This is a genomic window from Nostocoides sp. HKS02, assembly GCF_009707485.1.
GTDB lineage: Bacteria > Actinomycetota > Actinomycetes > Actinomycetales > Dermatophilaceae > Pedococcus.
On sequence record NZ_CP046121.1, the window covers coordinates 1,894,653 to 1,915,736 of the forward strand.

Annotated in this window: 26 protein-coding genes; 3 read left to right on the forward strand and 23 right to left on the reverse strand. The window is 71.9% G+C overall.

Annotated elements, in window-relative coordinates; genetic code table 11:
* Positions 1-16: 16 nt before the first annotated feature.
* Genes GKE56_RS09000 through GKE56_RS09015 form a run of 4 tightly spaced genes read right to left on the reverse strand, consistent with a single transcriptional unit; the run spans position 17 to position 4,056 of the window.
* Positions 17-823 (reverse strand): ABC transporter permease, encoded by an 807-nt coding sequence (locus GKE56_RS09000; protein ID WP_370518365.1) that lies wholly within the window; start codon positions 821-823, stop codon positions 17-19.
* A gap of 23 nt (positions 824-846) precedes the next feature.
* Positions 847-1,659, reverse strand: coding sequence for an ABC transporter permease (locus GKE56_RS09005; protein WP_154684261.1), 813 nt, complete (start codon positions 1,657-1,659; stop codon positions 847-849).
* A gap of 40 nt (positions 1,660-1,699) precedes the next feature.
* Positions 1,700-2,914, reverse strand: coding sequence for an ABC transporter substrate-binding protein (locus GKE56_RS09010; protein WP_230208852.1), 1,215 nt, complete (start codon positions 2,912-2,914; stop codon positions 1,700-1,702).
* An 11-nt stretch (positions 2,915-2,925) separates the two neighbouring features.
* Entirely contained in the window at positions 2,926-4,056 is a 1,131-nt protein-coding gene (locus GKE56_RS09015; protein WP_154684263.1) for an ABC transporter ATP-binding protein, read from the reverse strand.
* A gap of 99 nt (positions 4,057-4,155) precedes the next feature.
* On the opposite strand from GKE56_RS09015, the gene GKE56_RS09020 reads away from it, so the two are divergent.
* From GKE56_RS09020 to GKE56_RS09030, 3 genes are all read left to right on the forward strand, one after another.
* Entirely contained in the window at positions 4,156-4,944 is a 789-nt protein-coding gene (locus GKE56_RS09020) for a FadR/GntR family transcriptional regulator (RefSeq protein WP_230208853.1), read from the forward strand.
* A complete protein-coding gene (locus GKE56_RS09025) occupies positions 4,941-5,687 on the forward strand; it encodes a cache domain-containing protein (protein WP_154684264.1) in 747 nt (248 codons plus the stop codon). The genes GKE56_RS09020 and GKE56_RS09025 overlap by 4 nt, the downstream gene beginning before the upstream one ends.
* A 115-nt stretch (positions 5,688-5,802) precedes the next feature.
* Entirely contained in the window at positions 5,803-6,156 is a 354-nt protein-coding gene (locus GKE56_RS09030) for a cupin domain-containing protein (protein WP_154684265.1), read from the forward strand.
* Between the two features lie 12 nt (positions 6,157-6,168).
* Here the strand turns inward: GKE56_RS09030 and GKE56_RS09035 are convergent, their stop codons facing one another.
* From GKE56_RS09035 to GKE56_RS09125, 19 genes are all read right to left on the reverse strand, one after another.
* Positions 6,169-6,480 carry a hypothetical protein gene (locus GKE56_RS09035; protein ID WP_154684266.1) on the reverse strand — a complete coding sequence of 104 codons (312 nt, stop codon included), beginning with the start codon at positions 6,478-6,480 and terminating at the stop codon, positions 6,169-6,171.
* 1 nt (position 6,481) lies between these two features.
* Positions 6,482-8,533: a flagellar biosynthesis protein FlhA gene (gene flhA, locus GKE56_RS09040; RefSeq protein WP_154684267.1), complete on the reverse strand. Its 2,052-nt coding sequence runs from the start codon at positions 8,531-8,533 to the stop codon at positions 6,482-6,484.
* A gap of 54 nt (positions 8,534-8,587) precedes the next feature.
* Positions 8,588-9,583 carry a flagellar biosynthesis protein FlhB gene (locus GKE56_RS09045; RefSeq protein WP_154684268.1) on the reverse strand — a complete coding sequence of 332 codons (996 nt, stop codon included), beginning with the start codon at positions 9,581-9,583 and terminating at the stop codon, positions 8,588-8,590.
* Positions 9,538-9,732: an EscU/YscU/HrcU family type III secretion system export apparatus switch protein gene (locus GKE56_RS18235; RefSeq protein WP_154684269.1), complete on the reverse strand. Its 195-nt coding sequence runs from the start codon at positions 9,730-9,732 to the stop codon at positions 9,538-9,540. The genes GKE56_RS09045 and GKE56_RS18235 overlap by 46 nt, the downstream gene beginning before the upstream one ends.
* Entirely contained in the window at positions 9,729-10,490 is a 762-nt protein-coding gene (locus tag GKE56_RS09055; protein ID WP_230208854.1) for a flagellar biosynthetic protein FliR, read from the reverse strand. Before GKE56_RS09055 ends, GKE56_RS18235 begins: the two co-directional genes overlap by 4 nt.
* An 11-nt stretch (positions 10,491-10,501) precedes the next feature.
* On the reverse strand, positions 10,502-10,771 hold the full coding sequence (locus GKE56_RS09060) for a flagellar biosynthetic protein FliQ (RefSeq protein ID WP_154684271.1): 270 nt from the start codon (positions 10,769-10,771) through the stop codon (positions 10,502-10,504).
* Positions 10,772-10,778: 7 nt separating this feature from the next.
* Entirely contained in the window at positions 10,779-11,675 is an 897-nt protein-coding gene (fliP, locus tag GKE56_RS09065; protein ID WP_230208855.1) for a flagellar type III secretion system pore protein FliP, read from the reverse strand.
* Entirely contained in the window at positions 11,668-12,102 is a 435-nt protein-coding gene (locus GKE56_RS09070) for a flagellar biosynthetic protein FliO (RefSeq protein WP_154684272.1), read from the reverse strand. The genes fliP and GKE56_RS09070 overlap by 8 nt, the downstream gene beginning before the upstream one ends.
* Positions 12,099-12,830: a flagellar motor switch protein FliN gene (gene fliN / locus GKE56_RS09075; RefSeq protein WP_154684273.1), complete on the reverse strand. Its 732-nt coding sequence runs from the start codon at positions 12,828-12,830 to the stop codon at positions 12,099-12,101. Before fliN ends, GKE56_RS09070 begins: the two co-directional genes overlap by 4 nt.
* A 65-nt stretch (positions 12,831-12,895) precedes the next feature.
* Positions 12,896-13,765: a flagellar motor switch protein FliM gene (locus GKE56_RS09080; RefSeq protein WP_154684274.1), complete on the reverse strand. Its 870-nt coding sequence runs from the start codon at positions 13,763-13,765 to the stop codon at positions 12,896-12,898.
* A gap of 100 nt (positions 13,766-13,865) precedes the next feature.
* Positions 13,866-14,333: a flagellar basal body-associated protein FliL gene (gene fliL, locus GKE56_RS09085; RefSeq protein WP_195908065.1), complete on the reverse strand. Its 468-nt coding sequence runs from the start codon at positions 14,331-14,333 to the stop codon at positions 13,866-13,868.
* 1 nt (position 14,334) lies between these two features.
* The gene (locus GKE56_RS09090; protein WP_154684276.1) at positions 14,335-15,276 is read right to left on the reverse strand and encodes a flagellar motor protein MotB; all 942 of its coding nucleotides are present in this window, start codon (positions 15,274-15,276) and stop codon (positions 14,335-14,337) included.
* Positions 15,273-16,049 carry a motility protein A gene (locus GKE56_RS09095; protein ID WP_154684277.1) on the reverse strand — a complete coding sequence of 259 codons (777 nt, stop codon included), beginning with the start codon at positions 16,047-16,049 and terminating at the stop codon, positions 15,273-15,275. The genes GKE56_RS09090 and GKE56_RS09095 overlap by 4 nt, the downstream gene beginning before the upstream one ends.
* Position 16,050: 1 nt before the next feature.
* Entirely contained in the window at positions 16,051-16,302 is a 252-nt protein-coding gene (locus GKE56_RS09100) for a flagellar FlbD family protein (protein WP_154684278.1), read from the reverse strand.
* A gap of 167 nt (positions 16,303-16,469) precedes the next feature.
* Complete coding sequence (locus tag GKE56_RS09105) at positions 16,470-17,714, reverse strand: flagellar hook protein FlgE (RefSeq protein WP_154684279.1); 1,245 nt, start codon at positions 17,712-17,714, stop codon at positions 16,470-16,472.
* A 6-nt stretch (positions 17,715-17,720) separates the two neighbouring features.
* Positions 17,721-18,221 carry a flagellar hook assembly protein FlgD gene (locus GKE56_RS09110; protein ID WP_230208856.1) on the reverse strand — a complete coding sequence of 167 codons (501 nt, stop codon included), beginning with the start codon at positions 18,219-18,221 and terminating at the stop codon, positions 17,721-17,723.
* A 7-nt stretch (positions 18,222-18,228) separates the two neighbouring features.
* Entirely contained in the window at positions 18,229-19,593 is a 1,365-nt protein-coding gene (locus GKE56_RS17435) for a flagellar hook-length control protein FliK (RefSeq protein WP_154684281.1), read from the reverse strand.
* On the reverse strand, positions 19,590-20,630 hold the full coding sequence (locus GKE56_RS09120; protein ID WP_230208857.1) for a transglycosylase SLT domain-containing protein: 1,041 nt from the start codon (positions 20,628-20,630) through the stop codon (positions 19,590-19,592). The genes GKE56_RS17435 and GKE56_RS09120 overlap by 4 nt, the downstream gene beginning before the upstream one ends.
* Positions 20,627-21,055, reverse strand: a complete 429-nt coding sequence (locus GKE56_RS09125) for a hypothetical protein (RefSeq protein ID WP_154684282.1) — start codon at positions 21,053-21,055, stop codon at positions 20,627-20,629. Before GKE56_RS09125 ends, GKE56_RS09120 begins: the two co-directional genes overlap by 4 nt.
* Positions 21,056-21,084 lie beyond the last annotated feature (29 nt).

Sequence of the window (21,084 nt, forward strand, 5' to 3'; positions counted from 1 at the left end):
CCCGCGGAACGGTCGGCTAGAGGCGGCTTCCCGCGGCGTCCGTCCCGCCCAGCCGCTGGGCCACCCAGACGGGCACGATCGACAACGCGACGAGGACGACGGCGATGACATTGACGACCGGCGCCTGGTTGGGTCGGAAGAGGTTGTCGAAGATCCAGATCGGCAGGGTCTGGCTGTCGGGTCCGGCGGTGAAGGTGGTGACCACGATCTCGTCGAAGCTGAGGCCGAAGGCCAGCAGCGCGCCCGCGAGCAGGCTGGACCGCAGCAGGGGGAACGTCACGAGTCGGAACGTCGTCCAGGGCCTGGCCCCCAGGTCGGCCGACGCGTGGTCGAGCGAGGCGCCCATCCGGCGCAGCCGAGCCGTCACGTTGTTGAAGACCACGACGATGCAGAAGGTCGCATGGCCGACGATGATCGTGAACAGGCCTGCGCCGATGCCGAACACGGGCGTCAGCACGTTCTGGATGACCGACTGCAGCGCGACGCCCGTGACGATGCCCGGCAGCGCGATGGGCAGTACGACGAGGATGGAGATCGCGTGCTTGCCGAAGAAGTCGTACCGGCTGAGCGCGAGCGCGAGCAGCGTCCCGAGGACGAGGGCGATCGTCGTGGCACCGAGCCCGGCCTTGACCGAGGTGAGGAGGGCGTCGCGGGGTCCCTGCGCCTGCAGGGCCGCGTGCCACCACTGCGTCGTGAAGCCCGGTGGCGGCCAGCCGAAGGTGCGGTCGCTTGTTGAACGAGTTGAGCGCCACCACGACGAGTGGCACGTAGACGAATGCCAGCACGAGCGTGGCGAAAACGGCGAGCAGGGCGGTGGCGGCACGACCGAGTCTCATCGTCGCCCCTTCACAGGTTCTCGAGCGCGCCGGTGCGTCGCACGGCGAGGAGGTAGACGACCATGATCACGACCGACGCAGTGCCAAGCGCAGCGGCGAACGGCAGGTCGAGCGTGATGTTCTGCAGGACCGCCGTTCCCAGCACCTGGAGCTTGCCCCCGACGATCTGCACCGCGATGTAGTCGCCGAGGGACAGCGAGAACGTGAACACCGAACCCGCGGCGATCGCCGGCAGGATGGACGGCACGACAACGCGACGGAAGGTCGCCACCGGTCCGCCACCGAGGTCGGCGCTGGCCTCGAGGTGACTCTCGGGCAGGCGCTCGAACGCGGCATACACCGGCAGGATCATGTAGGGCAGCCACAGGTAGGTGAGCGTGAGGACGACCGCCCCGAGCCCGTAGCCCGGAGAGGCGCCCACCGTGCTGTCGAGCACGCCACCGGGCTGCACCATGGTGCGCCAGGCGTAGGCCTTGACCAGGTAGCTCGCCCAGAGCGGGACGAGGACGGCCGCGAGCAGCAGACCCCGAAGACGGCGCGGGGCCACCCGGGCCATGAAGAAGGCGAACGGCACCGCCACGAGCACGCAGAGCACCGTGACCATGACGGCGATGAGCAGCGTCCGGCCGATGATGCCGACGTAGGTGGCCGAGAGCAGGCCGCGGAAGTTCTCGGTGCTGAAGGTCCGGACGACGAGGTTGGTGAACGGGTCCGTCGTGAAGAACGCCGTGGCGAAGATCGCGGCGAGCGCCCCGAGGTAGGCGACGACGAGCCACAGCAGTGGCGGCCCGAGCAGGAGTGCGAGCCCTCTGCGGTTCCTCATTCGTCGCCTACCTCGTTCACGGATTCGTCGGTGCGGTGGATCAGCTGTTACGGATGTCGGTCCAGGCCTTCGTCCACGTCGCGTAGTCGGTGCACTTGACGTTGGTGCGCCCGTCCAGGCAGGTCGCAATCGGCGTCGTCCAGTAGTGGACCTTGCTGAAGTACGACTCGTCGGCGGCGTGGTAGACGGTGCAGAAGTTCTTGTCGCTCGTCTCGGCGCAGGCCTTGCGGTTCGCAGGTGCCTCACCGAAGTACTCGGCGACCTGGGCGTTCACCTTCGGCGAGACGATGTGGTCGATGAACTTGTAGGCACAGGTCTTGTGCTGCGACTTCGCCGCGACCATCCAGGTGTCGGACCAGCCGGTCGCGCCCTCCTTGGGCAGGACCGCGTCAACCGGGGCCTTCTCGCCCTGCGCGGTGTTGGCGATGACCTGCCAGGTCGTGCCGATGGTGGACGAGCCGTTCTTGAACGCCTGGACCTCCTTGAGGTAGTCCGACCAGTACTCGCTGATGTCGGTCTTCTGCGCCTTGAGCAGGTCGACCGCCGCGGCGAGCTGGGTGGCGTCCAGGGCGTACGGGTCCTTGATGCCCAGGGCCGGCTTGGTGGCCATGAGGTAGAGGGCGGCGTCGGCGATGTAGATGGGTGAGTCGTATGCCGTGACCTTGCCCTTCTGTGCGCCCACCTGGTCGAACACCGCACCCCACGAGTCAGGGGCGGGCTTGACCAGGTCGGTGCGGTACATGAGCAGGTTGGCGCCGCGACCGTGCGGGATGCCGTAGGCGACGCCGTTGACGGAGTTCCAGGGCTTCATCTTCAGCGCGTCGAAGATGTCGGGGTAGTTCGTGATGAGCGAGGTGTTGACCGGCTCGACGTCACCGGCCGCGATGAGGCGCAAGGTGGCGTCGCCCGACGCGGAGACGGTGTCGTACTGCCCGGTCCGCATGAGCTGGACCGCCTCGTCCGAGGTGCCGAAGGTCTTGATGTTGACCTTGCACCCCGAGGACTTCTCGAAGTCGGTCACCCAGTCGACCTTGGGGTCGTTGCTGCCGTTCTCGACGTAGCCGGGCCACGCGAGGACGTTGACCTGGCCCTCAGGCGTGCCCAGCTTGTCGAGGGCCTTGAGGGCCGGCACCTGCATCCCCGCATGGGCGCCGCCGCCACGCGACGTCGTGGGAGTGGAGCTGCCGCATCCGGCCAGTGCGAGGGCGGTCAGGGCCGCGATGGCCCCGAACAGGGACTGCCTTGTGGTGCGCACGCCGATCTCCTTCATGTGGTGGGTGACTGCGAAGACGAGGACCCGGGTGCCTGCGACTCGGGTGAGGACGGGGTCGGCACGTCGATGACGTGCTCGGGACGCCACGAGAGCGCGACGCGGTCGCCGCGGCGCGGCGCCGCGCCGTTGGTCCTGGGGCCGGCGTTCTGCTCGAGCGCGGTGAGCTGGCCACCGGCGTCGAGGGCGACGACGTAGCGGGTCACCGGGCCGCCGTAGACGACTTCGGTGAGGGTGCCCTCCGCTCCGGGTCCGTCGCGGTGGCCAGCGTGCTCGTCGCCGCGCTGGCTGCCGATCGTCGCGACCACGAGCTTCTCCGGCCGGATCGCGAACGAGCCCTCGCGCCGGATGACCGCGCGTGCCGCGTCACCGGTGAGGAGGTTGGAGGTGCCGACGAAGCCCGCGACGAACGCCGACGCCGGGCTCTCGTAGACCTCGCGGGCGGTGCCGACCTGCTCGATCCGCCCGGCGTTGAACACGGCGATCCGGTCCGAGAGGGTCAACGCCTCCTCCTGGTCGTGGGTGACGAACAGGAACGTGATGCCCACGTCGCGCTGGATTCCCTTGAGCTCCACCTGCATCTGCTCGCGGAGCTTGAGGTCGAGGGCGCCGAGGGGCTCGTCGAGCAGCAGCACCTTGGGCCGGTTGACGAGGGCGCGCGCCAAGGCGACCCGCTGCCGTTGGCCACCCGAGAGCTGGGCGGGCCGACGCGAGCCGTGGTCGCCGAGGCGCACTTGCTCGAGGGCCTCGGCCACCCGCGCGTGACGCTCCGTGCGAGAGACCTTCTTCACGAGCAGGCCGTACTCGACGTTCTGCGCCACGCTCATGTGCGGGAACAGGGCGTAGTCCTGGAACACGGTGTTCACGTCGCGGTCGTAGGGCTGGCGCCTCGTGACGTCCTCGCCCGCGAGCTCCACCTGTCCGCTGGTCGGCTCGTCGAAGCCTGCGATCATCCGCAGGACGGTGGTCTTGCCCGAACCCGAGGGCCCGAGCATGGAGAAGAACTCCCCCGCCCCCACCTCGAGGTCGATGTCGTCGACGGCGACGACCGGGGGCGTGCCGGCGAACTCCTTGCGCAACCGGCTCAGCCGGATGGCCGGCGTCCCGGGCGCGGTTTGCGCCGCCATGGCAACTCCTCAGGGGTCCTCGTGATACCTCTGGACGCAGAACGTATGGGTCCATATGTTTACGCGCAAGAGGTATGCCCAAACTGTTAGGGAGGCCCGATGGCGCACCGGTCGATGCCCTTGGGCCCGTATGCCGCGGTGTTCGCGCCGCTGCCCGCCGCCGGACGTGCCGAGACCGTCCGTCGCCGCCTCGGGGAGGCCATCGCCCTCGGGATGTTGCCGGACGGCAGCCTGCTGCCCCCCGAGAGCGACCTCGCCGACCGGTTCGGCGTCGCGACCGTCACCGTGCGCGAGGCGCTCGGCACCCTGCGCGAAGACGGCCTCATCCTCACCCGGCGCGGGCGCGGCGGCGGCTCGTTCGTCCGCGCTCCCCAGGACGGCGGGCGCGCCGCCCTCCTGGCCCGGCTCTCCCGGGTCGGGCTCGGCGAGCTGCGCGATCTCGCCGACCACTACTGCGCGATCAGCGGGCACTGCGCAGCGCTCGCCGCCGAGCGGGCCGATCCCGACGACATCGCCCGGCTGCGCCGGCTCGCCGACGTTCGCCCGGACGAGCCCCACGGCATACGTCGGCATGAGGGCACGTTCCACCTTGAGGTCGCCGCGACCGCCCAGTCGGCGCGGTTGACCCGTGAGGAGATGGTGCTGCAACGCGAGATCGGGCCCGTGCTGTGGCTCGCCGACCTCGAGCTCGCCCAGCTGCCACGACCGGGCGGGTGCGCGGACGCGAGCGCGGGCCGTCGCACCTTCGACGCGCACCACGCCATCGTCGAGGCCGTGGCCATGGGCAATCCGGGGACGGCCAGGGCCCGGGCGGAGGATCATGTCCGGGAGCTCTTCGATGCGGTGAAGACCCTGCACCGCATCACCCGACGGCGGAGGAACCGATGACCACCACGACGACCGACCTCCACCTGGCGCGGTGGGTGTCCGACTTCGGCGCATGGGTCTTCGACCAGCTGGACGGCCTCGACGCCCTGCTCCAGCAGCCGCTGTCGGGGCCGGCGCCGCGTCGCGCCGACCTCGACATCGAGCAACGGTGTCGGGAGCTGCTGACGGACCCCGAGACGCCAGTTGCCGGAGCCGGCGCGGTCATGGCGCCAGGGGTGCTGGCCGACGCGGCCTACTGGCTCGAGTGGTGGACGGTCGAGTCGCGCGGTGGCGCCTCGACCACGGCCAAGCTCGCGGCCGAGACCGACCCCCGCGCCGTCGGTTTCCGCGACTACACCGAGCTGCCTTGGTACGCCAACCCTTTCGAGACAGGTCGCCGTCACGTGACCGGGCCGTACGTGGACTACCTGTGCACCGACCAGTACACCCTGACCTTCACCCAACCCCTCGTCGTGGGCGATGCCTTCGCGGGGGTCGTCGGGCTCGACGTGCTCGTCTCGTGGTTCGAGGAGCACCTGCTCGAGGTGATGGACGGCGCCGAGGAGACCTGGCTGCTCGTGAACGCCTCGGGACGTGTCGTGACGTCCTCGGACCCGACCTGGGTCACCGGCGACCTGGTCCGCGACCTGCCACTCGGGGCGTGGCTGAGCGGTGCGGCGGCCACGCATCCGCGGTGGACGGCATCGGTGTGCGAGGGCCTGCCGTTTCTTGTTCTCGTGCCCGCACACGAGCCTTCGGCCTGACCCGGGATCCCTCACACTTTTGCCGGTTGTGTCGACCGGCCGACGCTCAGCAGGCTGGATGGGCCGTGGCGGTCCCTGGCCGCACGACGCCGCCCCTCACGCCCACGGAGGACCCATGACTGACAAGCAGAACATCGACAGCCCGCACGAGACGCGCGCCTTCCAGGAGCACGGCCACATGGACGTGGTCACCCTCGGCGACTTCACGCTCGGCCGTGGCGTGTTCGAGCCCGGCTGGCGGTGGTCCAACGACGTCAAGCCGATCGCCGGCACCGAGTCCTGCCAGGTGCACCACACGGGGATCTGCGTGTCCGGGCAGATGACGGTGCGGCTCGACGACGGCACCGAGCTGTCCGTCGGCCCCGGAGACGTCGTGGTCATCGACCCTGGGCACGACGCCTGGACCGTCGGCGACGAGCCCTGCGTGCTGCTGGACACCGGCATCGCGGCATATGCAAAGCCGAGCTAGGCGCAGCCCGGCCTAGACCGCTGCTTCGTCGCCCGCCCCTTCCCCACTGCGGTCCTCCGAGGTGGGGAATGATGCGGCCGTTCGAGGTGCTGAGCTGCCGCCGACAGTCGACAGGACGAGCGCGATCCCGGCGGTCGCGAAGGCCCACGCGCACCCGAAGCGGACCAGCGCATCGTGGGCCGACAGCTCCCCCTTGCCGACGAGGTAGACCGCGGGAACGGTGAGCAGCACGGCGAGGACCACCGCAGGACGGAAACCCGAGCGTGGTGTCTCGCCGCCGTCGACGGACACCTGGGTGGGGGCGGGCGCAGCAGTCGTGCTCATGTCAGGCCGCCGTCACGGTCTCGGCGAGGTCCACGACGCCGGCAGTGGTCAGGCGGAGATGGCCGCCGAGCTCGGTGTAGGCGAGCACGGCCAGCTGCGGCGCCCCCGGCTCCACCAGCCTGCGCACCGCGCGGCGCAATGGCTGGGCGCACACGAGCACCGGCATGACACCACGTTCCTCCGCCTGCTGCGACGCCCGCAGCACCTCTGTCGCCAGTCGCTCGGCGAACCAGGGGTCGAGTAGCAAGTGGCCGCCGCCCTCGCCCGCGCGCAGCGACTCGAGCAGGCGCTGTTCGAGCTGGGGCTCGAAGGTGAGCACGTGCAGTTCGCCGCCGACGGCGTGCGACGCGGCGATCGCGGGACCCAGCGCACCGCGAACGGCCTCGACCAGGCCGTCGGGATCGCTGCCGCCGCGCGCCCGCAGGGACATCGCCTCGAAGATCCGGACGAGGTCGCGGATGCACACGCGCTCGGCCAGCAGCGCCTGCAGGCACCGCTGCACCTCCCCGAGCGCGAGCGGGGTCGGGGTGAGCTCGTCGATGACCGCCGGGTGGGTGGCGCGCACGGTCTCCACCAGGAGCTTGACGTCCTCGCGCCCGAGGAGGTCCTGGGCGTGCTGGCGCACCATCTCGGCCAGGTGGGTGGTGACCACCGATGACCGGTCGACCACGGTCGCGTCGACCTGCTCGGCCCTGCCCCGCTGGTGGACCGGCACCCATTTCGCCTCAAGGCCGAAGACCGGCTCGCGCGTCGGGGTGCCCTCGAGCTGCCCGATCCGGTCGCCGATGGCCAGCACCATCCCGGGCGGCGCCTCGCCACGGGCGACCTCGACGCCGTGGAGGCGGATGGCATACGTGTGTCGCGGCAGGTCCACGTTGTCGCGGGTACGCACGAGGGGGATGAGGATGCCGAGCTCGTGGGCGAGCTTGCGCCGCAAGGCCCGGACGCGGTCGAGCAGGTCGCCGCCCGTGCTGGCGTCGACGAGCCCGATGAGGTCGTACGCCAGCTCGAGCTCGATCGGCTCGATACGCATGTCGTGGGCGATCGCCTCGGGGCTGTCGAGCGAGGGCGCCGGTGCAGCAGCGGCCGCCGCCTTCGCCGCGGCCACCTTGTCCTCGGGACGCGGGAGCTGGCGGGCGATGAGCAGGGTGGCGCCACCGACGAGCAGGAACGGCAGCTTGGGCAGGCCAGGGATGACGGCCAGACCCATCACCGCTGCGCCCGCGAGCTGGACCGCCTGGCGCTGCTGGCCGAACTGGTGGAGCAGGTCGCCGCCCATGTCGCCCTCGGTCGTGGCCCGCGTGACGATGAGGCCGGTCGACATCGACATGAGCAGGGCCGGGATCTGCGACACCAGTCCGTCACCGACCGACAGCAGGCTGAAGCGGGTGATCGCCTCGGAGAAGGCCAGGTGGTTCTGGACGACGCCGATGACCAAGCCGCCGACGAGGTTGACGAGGGTGATGACGATCGCCGCGATCGCATCGCCCTTGACGAACTTGGACGCGCCGTCCATCGCGCCGTAGAAGTCGGCCTCCGACGACACCTCGGTCCGGCGTCGGCGGGCCTCGTCCTCGTCGATGAGCCCGGAGTTGAGGTCGGCGTCGATCGCCATCTGCTTGCCGGGCATGGCGTCGAGGGTGAACCGGGCCGCGACCTCGGCGACGCGGCCCGCGCCGTTGGTGATGACGACGAACTGGATGACGATGAGGATGACGAAGATGACGAGGCCGACGACGATCGAGCCGCCGACCACGACGTGCCCGAAGGCGTCGATCACCTTGCCGGCGAAACCGTCGAGCAGCACCAGCCGGGCCGCGCTGACGTTGAGGGCGAGCCGGAACAGCGTGGCCACGAGCAACAGCGACGGGAAGACCGCGAAGTCCAGCGGCTTCCGGACCCCCAGCGCGACGAGCAGGATGAGTACCGAGCCGGTGAGGTTCACCGCGAGCAGCAGGTCGAGCAGCACGCTCGGCAGCGGCACGACCATCATCACCACGATGCCGACGATCGCCGCCGGGATGCCGATCTGGCCGATCTGGTTGCGGGTCATCATGCGGTCCGTCCCGGAGGCGCGCCAGCGGCAGTGGGTGTCATGACAGGGCTCCTATCGGCGCGCACGGCGCGGTCCTGAGGAATGCCGGCCCGGGTCGACCAGCTCGCGGGTGGCCTGTGCGCCGGGGTTGCGGTGGAAGCCCGAGGTGCGCCCGCGCTGCCGCAGCGTCATGAGGAAGACGAAGACACCGGCCACCGCGTCGTAGAGCTCGGCCGGGATCTCCTGCCCGAGCGCACAGCTGCGGTAGAGCATCCGGGTGAGGGGCACGTCCTCGACGAGCGGCAGGCGCCGGTCGGCGGCCTCGGCCCGGATGCGGGCGGCGACCAGCCCGGCCCCCTTGGCCACCACCCGGGGCGCCCCTCGCCCTGGTTCGTATGCCAGCGCGACGGCCACGTGGGTGGGGTTCACCAGGACGACGTCGGCGGCGCCGAGGTCTGCGAGCATGCGGTTGCGGCTCAGCTCGCGCTGCTTGCCCCGGAGCAGCCCCTTGAGGAGCGGGTCGCCCTCGGACATGCGGTTCTCGCGCTTGACGTCCTCGCGACTCATCTTCAGGGCCGAACCCACCCGTCGGCGCTCCATCACGTAGTCGGCGGCGGCCAGGACGATCCCGACCACGGCGATGGTGCGAAGCACCGACAGCGTCGCCTCCGTCCCAGCCGCGGCGGATGCGCCGAGGGACCACTGGCCCGCGCCGGTGACCCGTTCGGTGATGCCCTTCACGGCGGCATACGCGACCCAGCCGAAGACGACGAGCTTGATGAGGGTCTTGGCGAAGGTCCAGGCGGCGTGGGCCCCGACGAGGTTCTTCAGGCCCTTCGCCGGGTTGAGCGTCTCGAACTTCGGCGTGAACTTCCCCGGGTAGACCCGGATCCCGCCCTGGACCGCGTTCGCGACGACGGCGACGACGACCATCGTGGCGAGCAGCGGTGCCAGGACGGCGAGCACGCCGATCGCGGCGTCGTGAGCGACCTGCGTGGCGAGGTCGGTCTCGGGGTGCACGATCACCTTCTGCAGGTCGGCCATGGTGCGGTCGAACTGGTCGGCCATCCCCCGACGAGGTGGGGTACGACGACCGTGAAAGCGAGGACCGACAGCCACGCCCCGAGCTCCTGGGTGCGCGGGACCTGCCCGTCGCCGCGTGCCTTGCGCAGCCGTTGGGCGGTGGGCTTCTCGGTCCGCTGGGACTTGTCGCTCAACTGGTCCCCAGCATTCTCGCCACCGCGCCGAGGTCCAGCGCGCCCTGCCCCACGAGCCTGCTCACCGCTGCCGGCAGCAGCGCGAGCGCCACGCCGCTCAGCGACACCGCGAGCAGGATCTTGACCGGGAAGCCGACGGCGAAGATGTTGAGGGTCGGTACGGCACGGCTGACCAGACCGAGGGCGAGCTCGGCGAGGAACAACACCACCATGACCGGAGCGGCGATCTCGAGCGCGGCGGTGAGGAACCGGCCGAGGCCGTCGGTCACCAGTCGTCCGACGTCTCCGAGCGCCAGGGGCCGCAGCGGCGCCGTCTGGAAGCTGGTGACCAGGCCTCGCACGAGCAGGAGGTGGCCGCCCGAGGCGAAGAGCAGCGTTGTCGCCAGCAGCGCCTGCACCCGCCCGAACATGCTGCTGGAGACGTTGGTCATCGGGTCGTAGAGGCTGCTCAGGGTGAAGCCGCTCGCGAGGTCGACGAGCTCACCGGCCGCCTGGACGGCGCTGAACGTCAGGTAGACGACGAAGCCCATCGTCGCCCCCACGAGGACCTGGTATGCCGCGCCGCCGAGCAGCCCGGTGAGGTCCAGGGAGGGCCCCTGGCCCCCCAGCCGCGGGGCGATCAGCAGGGCGATGGCGAAGGACAACGCTGCCTTCACCCGGGCCGGGACGGCGCGACTGGCGAACGGCGGGGCGATCGCGAAGAAGGCAGACAGCCGGACCGTGGCCATCAGCAGGACGCCCAGGGCGTCTCCGGGCACGACGGCCTCCATCAGCTGAGCAGCTGCGGGAGCATGGCGAACAGGTCTCGGGTGAACGCGACCGTCTCCTGCAGCATCCAGTGGCCCGAGACCAGCAGGACGACGGCCACCCCGATGAGCTTGGGAACAAAGCTCAGGGTCATCTCCTGCACCTGGGTGACGGCCTGGACCAGGGACACGGCGAAGCCGATCCCCAGTGCCACCAACAGGATCGGGAACCCGAGCTTGGCGCTGAGAAGCATGGCTTGCAGGCCGATGTGGACGACGTCGGAGTCGGTCATGGCGGCGTCAGTGGTAGCTCTGGACGAGGGCGGTGGCGATCATGCTCCAGCCGCTCACCATGACGAACAGCAGCAGCTTGAACGGCAGCGAGATCAGGGCCGGCGGCAGCATCATCATGCCCATCGACATCAGCGTCGACGACACGACGACGTCGATGACCAGGAACGGCACGAAGATGACGAAGCCGATGATGAAGGCCGACTTCAGCTCGGACAGCACGAAGGCCGGGACCAACGTGGTCATCGGCACGTCGGCGGGCGTGGCCGGGGCAGCCTCCTTGCTCAGCTTGACCATGGTGGCCAGCTCGGCAGGGTGGGTCTGCTTCAGCATGAAGTCGTGCAGTGGCTTCACGCCCGCGTCGTACGCCTGCGACTGGGTGAGCTCACCCTTGAGGTAGGGCTGCACTCCGGCTTCGTTGATGGCAGACAGCACCGGCGACATGATGAACAGGCTGAGGAAGAGCGCGAGCCCGGCGAGCACCTGGTTCGGCGGGATTGTGGTGGTGCCCAACGCGTTTCGGGTCAACGACAGCACGACGATGATCTTGGTGAACGACGTGCAGAGCACGAGCAGGGCGGGAGCCACCGAGAGCAGGGTAAGCAGCAGGATGATGTTGACGGCCTGGCTGGGCTTGCCCAGGTTGGGGTCGATGTTGACCGAGACGCCGCCGGTCGCCGGGCTCGACGAGGTCGACGGGGTCGGCAGGCTGGGCAGGTTCGGGGGCGTCGGCGAGGTCGGCGGGGTCGGCGCTGCCACCAGCCCGGCGACCGCAGCCGAGGGCACCACGACGGACACGACCGACGGGGTCTGCGCGGCGGAGGCAGCGACGGCGCCGTGGAGCAGTCCGGCCAGGGCGAGGCCGAGGGCGGCCACCCCCCGGACGACGCGGGTGCGGTCAGCCACGACGGGCCTGGACCCGCTGGACGACGAACGAGGCAGCCGACCAGGGCCAGCCCTGCGGAACCGGCGCCTGTTCGAATCGGCGGCGGGCGGACCGACTGAGCGCCGGGTCCGAGAGGGCCAGCGGCTCCGAGACGACCGCGTCGGCCCGGACGAGGTCCTCCTCGTCGAGCTCCCCGAGCACGGATACGCCGTGCTCGGTCACGCCGAGGACCATGGTCCGGCGACCGACCTGCACCACCTGCACCGAGGACGTGCGACCCAAGGAACGACGGGACAGCACCTCGACGGGGACCCCGCTGCGAGGGGTCCCGGCCCCGCCGATGCCGCGCTTGGCGGCATACCGGGCGAACCACACCACGAGGGTGAGGACGACGCCCAACGAGACCAGCAGGCGCAGGACCGCGACGACGGTTGACCCGTCGCTCATGCGCGCGGGCGGGGGTCGGTCTCCGCGCCGACGACTTCGGTGACCCGCACGGCGAACTCCTCGTCGACGACGACGACCTCGCCCCGGGCCATGAGGGTGCCGTTGACGAGCACGTCGACCGGGGCACCGGCAGGGCGGTCGAGCTCGAGGACCACGCCCGGGGCCAGGCCGAGGACGTCCTGCACGGTCATCCGGGTGCGCCCCAGCTCGACGCTGATCCCCATCTCGACGTCGCGGAGCAGGTTCAGGCGGCGAGGGTCGATGTCGGCGACGGGGCCGGACGCGCCCAGCGGCGGCAGCGTCGCCGCCGGTGCGACGCGTGGCGTGAGGACCAGCGCCGCCACGAGCGCCTCGCCCTCGAACACCCCGGCCACCCGGACGCCTCCACCGCCGGCCAGGACCTGTCCGGCCTCGACCTGGTGCGTCCCCGACGGGACGAGCGGCCCGAGCTCGAGCGCCATCGAGGAGATGCCGGCCGTCAGCGCGGTCTGCAGATCGACCGCTTGGGTGCGCGGCACGAGCACCGCGATCTGGCCCTCCCACGCACCGTCCACCGCCGCGGCCAGGGCCGGGGCGAGGTCGTCGACGCGCAGTGCCGGCCACTGCGCCGGGTCGACGGCGCGAGCGGCGGCGCCGACCGGGCCGCCGAGGCGCTCGGCGACGAGGGCCGCAGCGGTGAGGAGGGCGGCGTCGACCTGGGGCTGGGTCAGGGGCTCGGTCAGGCTCATGGGTGGTCCTTCGGTGCGGCAGTGGAGTGGCGGGCGGTGCGGGCCGGGTGGAACGCCCGGGTCGGTCAGGGCGTGACCACCTGGCAGGCGATGCGCTTGCCGTGGTTGCCGGGCCGGGCGGCGGCCACGCGCGTGCCGTCGACCGCCACGACGAGGGGCTCGGCCACCGGGTGGTGCAGCGGCACGACGTCGCCCACCGAGAGCGAGAGCACCTCCGAGGAGGTGAGGGTGACCTCGCGGAACGCGACGCGCACGTCGACCTCGACCTCCCGCAGCCGGAACTCGACGACGCGGGCGGCAGCGTCACGCGGGCCGTCTGCGGCCGCCGCAGCGCGTTGGTCGACAGCGGCCAGGACCGGCTTGAGCGTGGCCAGGGCGAGGCACAACGTGGCGGTGGCGACCTGGTCGCCGATACGCAGCTCGACCTCCGTGGCCACCATCGGGTCGGCGGGCGGCGCGAGCTGGAGGAACTGCGTGTTCGACTCCAGACCGGTGACCTCGGCATACACCGGCCCGATGGCCTCGAAGGCGTAGGTGAGCTCGCGTGCGGCCCGGGCGACGACGTTCCGGATGAGTCCGGTCTCGATGTCGCTGAGGCCACGGCTGGGCTGCTCACGCCCACCGGCGCCCCCAAGGAGCCGGTCGATGACGCCCATGACGACCCCCATCGGCAGCTGGAACACCCCCGCCCCCGGCAGGTCACGGAACTCCAGCACGGCGAGCAGCGAGGGGTTGGGCAGCCCGCGGAGGTACTCGTCGTAGGTCACCTGGCGCACCGCGACGACGCGGGCGTAGACGACCGCTCGAAGAGTCGTCGACAGCACGGTGGACAGCTGGCGAGCGAACGTCTCGCTGGCGACCTGCAGGGCCCGCACCCGCTCACGGCTGAGCCGTCCCGGGCTGCGGAAGTCGTAGGAGACGGGCGCGGCAGTCACGACCCCACGAATCGGCAGCCGCGCGTGCGTCCTGAGGCTTCGGGGCGCCAGGAGCCGACACCCTGACCGAAGGGACTACCCATGAGCACGTGCCCGACGGCTACTGCATGACGAACTCGGTCAGGTAGACCTGCAGCACCTCCCCGTCGTACCGCTTGCGCACCTCGGCGTTGAGCGCCCGCAGCGCGGCCGCGCGCCCCTTCGCTGGGAGCAGCTGCTCGTAGGTGCGCTGCCCGAAGATGCCAATGGCTGCGTCCCGGGCCTTCGCCCCGTTGACGCCGGGTTCGCCGCCACTGCCCGCCGGCGCGTCCGCCGACATCTGCAGCGACAGCCCCACCTTGAGGAACCGGCCGTCGGACAGGTTGAGCGTGAGCGGCTCGAGGTCCACGACCGCACCCGGCGTCGGCGTCGCCGCCGGGCCGGGACCCGAGCCCCGGGTGAACAGGTATGCCGCGGCGCCGCCCCCGAGGAGCAGGACCAGGACGACGGCGACGAGCACCAGGCGTTTGCGGCGGGGCGCGGGTCCGGGAACGGTCTCGACGGACGGAGTTGCAGTGGCGGTGGCCATGTCAGTCTCCTGGGCTGGGGATGGCGGAGGCGGCCTGCGCGGCCGGGTCGGTGGTGTCCAGGGCATGCACCACGATCGCGACCCGGCGGTTGCGGGCGCGCCCGGCTGCGGTGGCGTTCGTGGAGAGAGGACGCTGGTCGGCATACCCAGCCGCCGACACCCTCGAGCCCGGCACGCCCCGGGTCAGCAGGTAGCGCAGGACGGTGGTGGCGCGTTCGGTCGACAGCTCCCAGTTCGAGGCGTACCGACCGGCGATGGGAACGTTGTCGGTGTGGCCCTCGACGGTGAGCGCGTTGGGCAGCCCGCGCAGCGCGGGTACCACCGCGTCGAGCACGCCGCGCCCCTCGGGGCGCAACGACGCCTCGCCCAGGTCGAACAGGACCCGGTCGGTGACGACGTTGACGACCAGGCCGTGGTCGCGTTCCTCGAACTGGACCGCACCCGAGAGCCCCTTGGCCGCCAGCGCGGCGGCGATCCGCGCTCGGACGGCGGCGAGGTCCTGCTGCTGACGAGCGGCTTGCGCCCGGGCCGCGGCCTGAGCCTGCGCGGCGGACAGCGCCGTGGCCCCGGCCTGAGCCTGCGGCGCGGACGGCGCCGCGGCCCCGCCCGGACTCGGGACGATCGGGTCGCCCGTGGCGGAGGGGTTCGGCGACACGGCATGGCCGTCGACGGCGGCCTGGGGGCTGCCATCGAGGATGCCGGTCGAGGCGGTCTTGCTGGCCGGCTCGCCGAAGTACTGATCGAGACCACTGGACAGCGCGATGAGCTTGGCCTGGTCGACCTGGCTGATCGCGAACAGGACGATGAACAGCGCCATGAGCAGGGTGATCATGTCGGCATAGCTGAGCAGCCACCGCTCGCTGTTCTCGTGGCCCTCGTCGTGCTCCTCTACGACCCTGCGACGACCCGGGCCCGCGCGCCCCGGCCGCGCTCCCGCGCTCATGCCGCCTCCGTAGCCGTCGGCGCGTCGAGCTCGGCGGACAGCACGGCCTGCAGGCGCTTCTCAACGACCCGCGGGCTGGTGCCGGACTGGACCGCCAACACGCCCTCGAGGAGCAGCTCGAGGTGCGCGCACTCCACCTCGCTGAGCCGCTTGAGCTTGTTGGACAGCGGCAGCCAGATCGCGTTGGCGCTCATGACGCCCCAGAGGGTGGCCACGAAGGCGCTGGCGATCAGGGCACCCAGGGTCGCCGGCGACGACAGGTTGCCGAGCACGTGGATCAGACCGATGACGGTGCCGATGATGCCGATGGTGGGCGCGTAGCCGCCCATGTCGGCGAAGAACTTGATGCCGAGCCGGTCCTGGCGCCTCTTGGTCGAAATGCGGGCATGCAGCACGTCGTGGATCTCGTCGGCATCGGTGCCGTCGACGGTCATCTCGATGCCCTGGCGCAGGAACGGGTCCTCGATGTCACGGAGCCGCTCCTCGAGCGCCAGCAGGCCCTCGCGGCGCGCGGTGTCGGCCATCGAGACCAGGTCCACGACGGCGGCGTCGCTCTGCGGTGCCTTGGCCGTGAACGCCCTGGCCGTCTGTCTGCCGACCACCTTCAGGTCAGACACGAAGCCGCCGGCGACGGCCGCGCCGACCGTGCCCACGACGACCAGGACGATGGGCGGGAGCAGCAGGATCGAGGTGGGCGACGCACCCTCCATGACGAGCGACGCGAAGACCGCCCCGAGGACGACGACGATCCCGGCGAGGGTGGCGAGGTCCATGTCAGCGCTCGCCGTCCTGGACGACGTGCAGCCCGGGCCGCGGCCCCGGTCCGGCGTGCACGTTCTCGGCGGCCGAGAGCACGGAGGCGCGGAAGTCGCGCACCGCCCGGATGACCTCGTCGACGGTCTCGACGACGATGTAGCGGGCGCCACCCACCAGGGTGATCACCGTGTCGGGCGTGGCCTCGACCCGTTCGACGAGATCAGGGTTCAGCGCGAAGCAGGTGCCGTTACGGCGCGTGACAGCGATCATGGCGGGTCCGTCCTTGGAGTCACAACGTGCGCGCCATCCGTGGCGCACACCCCTCCTATCGGCCGGCACGCGGCATACCTGAGGAGGACGGCCGACAACGCGCACGGGCGGTGGCGCGGATGGAGTCCGCACCACCGCCCGTGGCGGCCCGTTCGTCGGGAGGCGCGTCAGCGCTTGAGGTTGACCAGGTCCTGCAGGATCTCGTCCGAGGCGGTCACGACCCGCGAGTTCGCCTGGAAGCCGCGCTGGGCGACGATGAGGTTGGTGAACTCCTGGGCGAGGTCGACGTTGCTCATCTCGAGCACACCGCTGGCCAGCGACCCGCGGCCGCCGGTCCCGGCGATGCCGACCGACGGGGCACCGGAGTTGGCGGTGCCGCGGAAGAGCGAGTCTCCGGCCTTCTCCAGCCCGGCCGGGTTGGTGAAGCTGGCGAGCGCGACCTGGCCGAGCTTCTCGGTGCGGCCGTTCGAGAAGACCCCGACGAGGACACCGGTGCCGTCCATCGTGAAGCTCTGCAGGCTGCCCATGGTCGAGCCGTCCTGGGTGCGGGCGGTGGCGCTGGCGGCGCCGGAGAACTGCGTGAGCGGGGTGCTGTCGCCCCCGATGGTGAGCGTGACGTCGGCCGGGAAGCGGTACCCGGCGGCGCCGAGTGCGGCGCTGCCGAGCGTCATCGTGGGGGCGGTGAAAGTCTGGGCGGCCGGGTCCCACGTGAGCGTGGCGGTGCCGACGGTGGCCGTCGAGCCGTCGGCCTGGGGGACGGTGGTCGCCGCGGACCACGTGTCCGTCGCGGTCTTGGTGTACGTCGTGGTGGCCGGGATGGTCGTCCCCTGCTCGTCGATGATGTCGATGCTGTGCGTGACGGTCGCACCGGTGGCGGCGTCGGCCGGCAGGTTGCCGCCGAGGTCGACGGTGCGCGTCGCGGTCGGCGCGAGAACTTGACCGACCGGCAGGCGAAGACCGGCGACGGCGCCCTTGGTGTCGACGGCGCCCTTCGTGGCACCCCAGCCCTGGACCGTCGCACCCTCGGGGGTGACGAGGTTGCCGAGCGCGTCGAACGAGAGTGCGCCGGCGCGGGTGTACATCGTCTGGCCGTCCTTCTGCACGACGAAGAACCCGTCACCCTGGATCGCCATGTCGCTCTGACGCCCCGTGACCTGGGTGCTGCCCTGGCCGAAGTTCGTGGTGATCCCGGCGAGCCGGACCCCGAGGCCGACCTGGGCGGGGTTGGTGCCGCCACTCGTGCCCTGCGGGGCGCCGGCCGTGCGCAGCGCCTGGCTCAGGGTGTCCTCGAAGACGGTCTGGCTGGACTTGTAGCCGGTGGTGTTGACGTTGGCGATGTTGTTGCCGATGACGTCCATCATCGTCTGGTGGGCGCGCATGCCGGAGACGGCCGAGAAGAGCGAACGGAGCATGGTCAGTCAGTCCTTTGCGGGAGTGGTGCTCGAGGTGGTGCTGGAGGGTGCTGCGGCGGTGCGGGCTACCTCGGTGACCGACGCGAGCGGCACCTCGGTCCCACCCACGAGCAAGGTCGGTCCGCCCGGGGTGAGCTTGACCGAGTCGACGGTGCCCGAGGCGCTCGCGCCGCCGGCGGTGTAGCTGACCCGCTGCCCCACGAGGGCGAGGGCGCTGAGGCTGTTCTGGCCGGCGATGACGGCGGCGTTCTGCGAGACCAGCTGGTGCAGGGTCTCGACCATCTGGAGCTGGGCAGTCTGCGCCATGAACTGCGAGCTGTCGACCGGCTTGCTCGGGTCCTGGTACTTCAGCTGGGCGACGAGCAGCTTGAGGAAGTCGTCGCCGCTCAGGGTGGGGCCGAGGCTCCCCGACGTAGCTTGGGCCGGACTGCCGGACTGGGCGGCCTGGGCTGCCTGGGCTGCCTGAACGGCGGCCGTCGGGTCGTAGGTGCCGATGGGGGTGGTCAATGGAGGCTCACATTCTGACGTCGACGCGGACGTCGTGGACGGGTGGTCGGTGGGGGTCGGTGGGGTCGGTGGGCGGCACCTGGTCGGGTCGTCGGGTGTCCGCGCCGCGGGGCGCCCAGCCCTCGAGCGGGCGCTCGTGCCGGTGCCAGGCGCCGCCGGACGACGCTTCGCCGCGGCCGTCGGCGGTCTCCGGCCCGGCCCAGGCGTCCGGGTCGCGCGGCCTCGACCCACCATCGCCGCGGTCCGTGGTGGCCCGCTCGGAAGGGGCGGTGCCCACGGCATCCCGCGCGGGGTCGCCCGGGGCGACCTGCACCTCGAGGCCCCCGGACCGAAGGCCGAGGCGTTCGAGGTGCGAGCGCAGCTCGGCAGCACCCTGGCGCATCGCGTCGGCGGTCGCGGGGTCCGTCACGGTGAGCCGGAGGGTGACCTCACCACCGGTCACCTCGACGTGCACCTGTACCGAGCCGAGATGGGCAGGAGCAAGGTGGACGGTGAGCCGGTGGGTGCCGTCCGTGCCGGTGGCCATCAGCGGCGACACCGCATTCAGCACCTGGGCCTGGGGCGGCAGGGTGGGCTGGGCGGGACGCTCGGGGGCCGGCGTCGCAACAGGTGCGCCGAGGCTCACCGGTGGGTTGCCTGGGGTCACCGGTGGGTATGCCGGGGGGCCGGTGGCGCCCGCGACGGCCGGCGCCGCAGGGTCGTCTGCGGCGCTGGCGTGCAGCCCGTCCCGGTCGTGGTTCGTGCCGGCCAGTGCAGATGCGGTGACCGGGGTCGCCGTCGGCGTGGATGCAGGGACGACGACCGTGGGCGCCTGTGCGCCGCCGGGCTGGGCGCCGGCCAGGTCGAGGTGAGTGCGGACAGGTGGCACCGCGTGACCAGGTGGGGAGGCGCCAGGAGTGAGCGGCGTGCCGCCGCCGAGTCGCTCCCCCACGGCCGTGGCTGACGCGGGGGCGTCAGCCGTGGGGGTTGTCGCCGTGGGGGTTGTCGCCGTGGGGGCTGTCGCCAAGGCTGGGGTTTGAGCCGTGGCGGGGACGTCAGCCGTGGTGGCAGTCACAGGGGCGATCTGGCTCGCGGCCGCCGGACCGGACTCGGCCAGGGGTGCAGCAGCGGCGTCCGACGGGTTCGGCGTCAGCGGACCGGTCGTGGCCGACGATGCTGCCGCGGCCCCATCCGCCTCCTCCCCCGGTGACGAGTCGGCATGGCGCCCGCGTTGACCGGCTCCTATCGGCGTCGGCACCGTGCGCCGGTTGCTGCGTCCCTGCAGGACCGCCTCGAAGTCGTGCGGACCCTGCGCGGGGACGCGATCGGCCGCGTTGGGGGACGACGTCGGCGCGGACGGCGCGGACGCGGAACGGGCCGCGACGACGGTCATGCCGCCATCCCGGCATACCCGAGGACGCGGCTGACGTACTGCTGGGTCTCGCGGTACGGCGGCACCCCGTCGTACCGCTCGACGGCGCCCGGGCCGGCGTTGTATGCCGCGAGGGCCAGCGGGGCGGAGCCGAACCGACGCAGGTGCCCGGCCAGCAACCGGGCCGCGCCGTCGATGGCCTGGGCGGGGTCCCGCGGGTCGACCCCCAGCCCCCGCGCGGTCGACGGCATGAGCTGCATCAGGCCCACGGCACCCGCCGGGCTCACCGCACCGGCGTTGAACCCGCTCTCCGTCCGCGCCACCGACGCGAGCAACGCGGCCGGCACACCGTGGCGCGCCGCCGCGATCGCGAACAGCGGACGCCACCGTTCGGGCACCCAGCTGGGCATGCCGACGGCATACGCGGGGGTCGCCGTGGCTGCGGGCCCGGTGATCCGCCGGATCGCCGTCGGGATGCGGTAGACGTCCTGGACCATGACGGCCTCGCCGGTCCGGGGCGCCACGAGCATCCTGCCGGCCCCGACGTAGATTCCGATGTGGTCGACCGGGCTGCCGAAGGCGAGCAGGTCGCCGGGTCGGGCGTGGGCGAGGTCGGGGACGGCTGAGCCCATCCGGGCCTGGTCGGCGGCCACCCTGGGGAGGGTGACACCGACATCGGCGTAGGCCCGCTGGACCAGTCCCGAGCAGTCCAGGCCGGTCGCGGGGTCGCTGCCGCCCCACACGTAGGGCACCCCGAGGTAGCGGCTGCCCGCGGCCACGGCGCCGGCGCCGACGTCGTCGCCGGCGGCGCCGGGATCCGTCGCGAGACCGCCCGCCGCACCGGCGCGCGTCAGCGCGTCACCGAGGACCGAGTCGAACGAGCCGGTGACCGGGGTCGAGCCCGCCGCGAGGGGCGCGGCGGAGCCGGAGGCCACGGCATCCGGTGTCGAGGTCGTCCCGGCGACACTGGTCGGGGCGCCCGGCAGCACCGCGAACCGGCTCTGGATGGCATCGATCCGGGCGAGGGCGGCCGCTGGGCCGCTGGCGTCGACGCTCACAGCGACGCACCCCCGTCCCGCGACGCGCTCTCGTCGACCTCGCGCTGGTCGGCAGCGAGCAGCTCGCGGTGCGCGTCCTCGCGGGCGCGGTCCACCAGCCGCTCGAGCCCGGAGGTGCGGGTGCGCGCCTCGGTCAGCACGGCGCGGGCGCGCTCGGTGTCGCCGACGGCCAGCTCGTACGTGGCGCCGGTGCGGGCAACGTGCAGGGCCCGCGCTCCAGCCTGCGCACGGGCGGCCCGGAACGCCGCGGCCACGCGGGGGTCCGGCGCTCCCGCGGACGCGGCGTAGCGCTGCTGCGCCGCTCGGGCCTCGCGCTCGGCCGCCGCAGCCGTGGCCAGCGCTCGGGCCAGATCGGCCTGGCGCAGCTCCTCCTGGATCCGGCGCACCCGCAGGACGACCGCGAGCCGGTTGCCGCGCGCACTCACCGGGCACTCACAGCGCACTCACCGGGCAC

Bases quoted from the DNA above. Each gene is read 5' to 3' on its own strand.
- GKE56_RS09060 (WP_154684271.1), bottom strand. From the start codon at position 10,771: ATGACCGACTCCGACGTCGTCCACATCGGCCTGCAAGCCATGCTTCTC.
- fliL (WP_195908065.1), bottom strand. From the start codon at position 14,333: ATGGCCACCGCCACTGCAACTCCGTCCGTCGAGACCGTTCCCGGACCC.
- GKE56_RS09095 (WP_154684277.1), bottom strand. From the start codon at position 16,049: ATGGACCTCGCCACCCTCGCCGGGATCGTCGTCGTCCTCGGGGCGGTC.
- GKE56_RS09045 (WP_154684268.1), bottom strand. From the start codon at position 9,583: ATGGCCGACCAGTTCGACCGCACCATGGCCGACCTGCAGAAGGTGATC.
- GKE56_RS09025 (WP_154684264.1), top strand. From the start codon at position 4,941: ATGACCACCACGACGACCGACCTCCACCTGGCGCGGTGGGTGTCCGAC.
- GKE56_RS09070 (WP_154684272.1), bottom strand. From the start codon at position 12,102: ATGAGCGACGGGTCAACCGTCGTCGCGGTCCTGCGCCTGCTGGTCTCG.
- flhA (WP_154684267.1), bottom strand. From the start codon at position 8,533: ATGACCCGCAACCAGATCGGCCAGATCGGCATCCCGGCGGCGATCGTC.
- GKE56_RS09105 (WP_154684279.1), bottom strand. From the start codon at position 17,714: ATGCTCCGTTCGCTCTTCTCGGCCGTCTCCGGCATGCGCGCCCACCAG.
- GKE56_RS17435 (WP_154684281.1), bottom strand. From the start codon at position 19,593: ATGACCGTCGTCGCGGCCCGTTCCGCGTCCGCGCCGTCCGCGCCGACG.
- GKE56_RS09020 (WP_230208853.1), top strand. From the start codon at position 4,156: ATGGCGCACCGGTCGATGCCCTTGGGCCCGTATGCCGCGGTGTTCGCG.
- GKE56_RS09005 (WP_154684261.1), bottom strand. From the start codon at position 1,659: ATGAGGAACCGCAGAGGGCTCGCACTCCTGCTCGGGCCGCCACTGCTG.
- GKE56_RS09090 (WP_154684276.1), bottom strand. From the start codon at position 15,276: ATGAGCGCGGGAGCGCGGCCGGGGCGCGCGGGCCCGGGTCGTCGCAGG.
- GKE56_RS09015 (WP_154684263.1), bottom strand. From the start codon at position 4,056: ATGGCGGCGCAAACCGCGCCCGGGACGCCGGCCATCCGGCTGAGCCGG.
- GKE56_RS09100 (WP_154684278.1), bottom strand. From the start codon at position 16,302: ATGATCGCTGTCACGCGCCGTAACGGCACCTGCTTCGCGCTGAACCCT.
- fliN (WP_154684273.1), bottom strand. From the start codon at position 12,830: ATGAGCCTGACCGAGCCCCTGACCCAGCCCCAGGTCGACGCCGCCCTC.
- GKE56_RS09035 (WP_154684266.1), bottom strand. From the start codon at position 6,480: ATGAGCACGACTGCTGCGCCCGCCCCCACCCAGGTGTCCGTCGACGGC.
- GKE56_RS09030 (WP_154684265.1), top strand. From the start codon at position 5,803: ATGACTGACAAGCAGAACATCGACAGCCCGCACGAGACGCGCGCCTTC.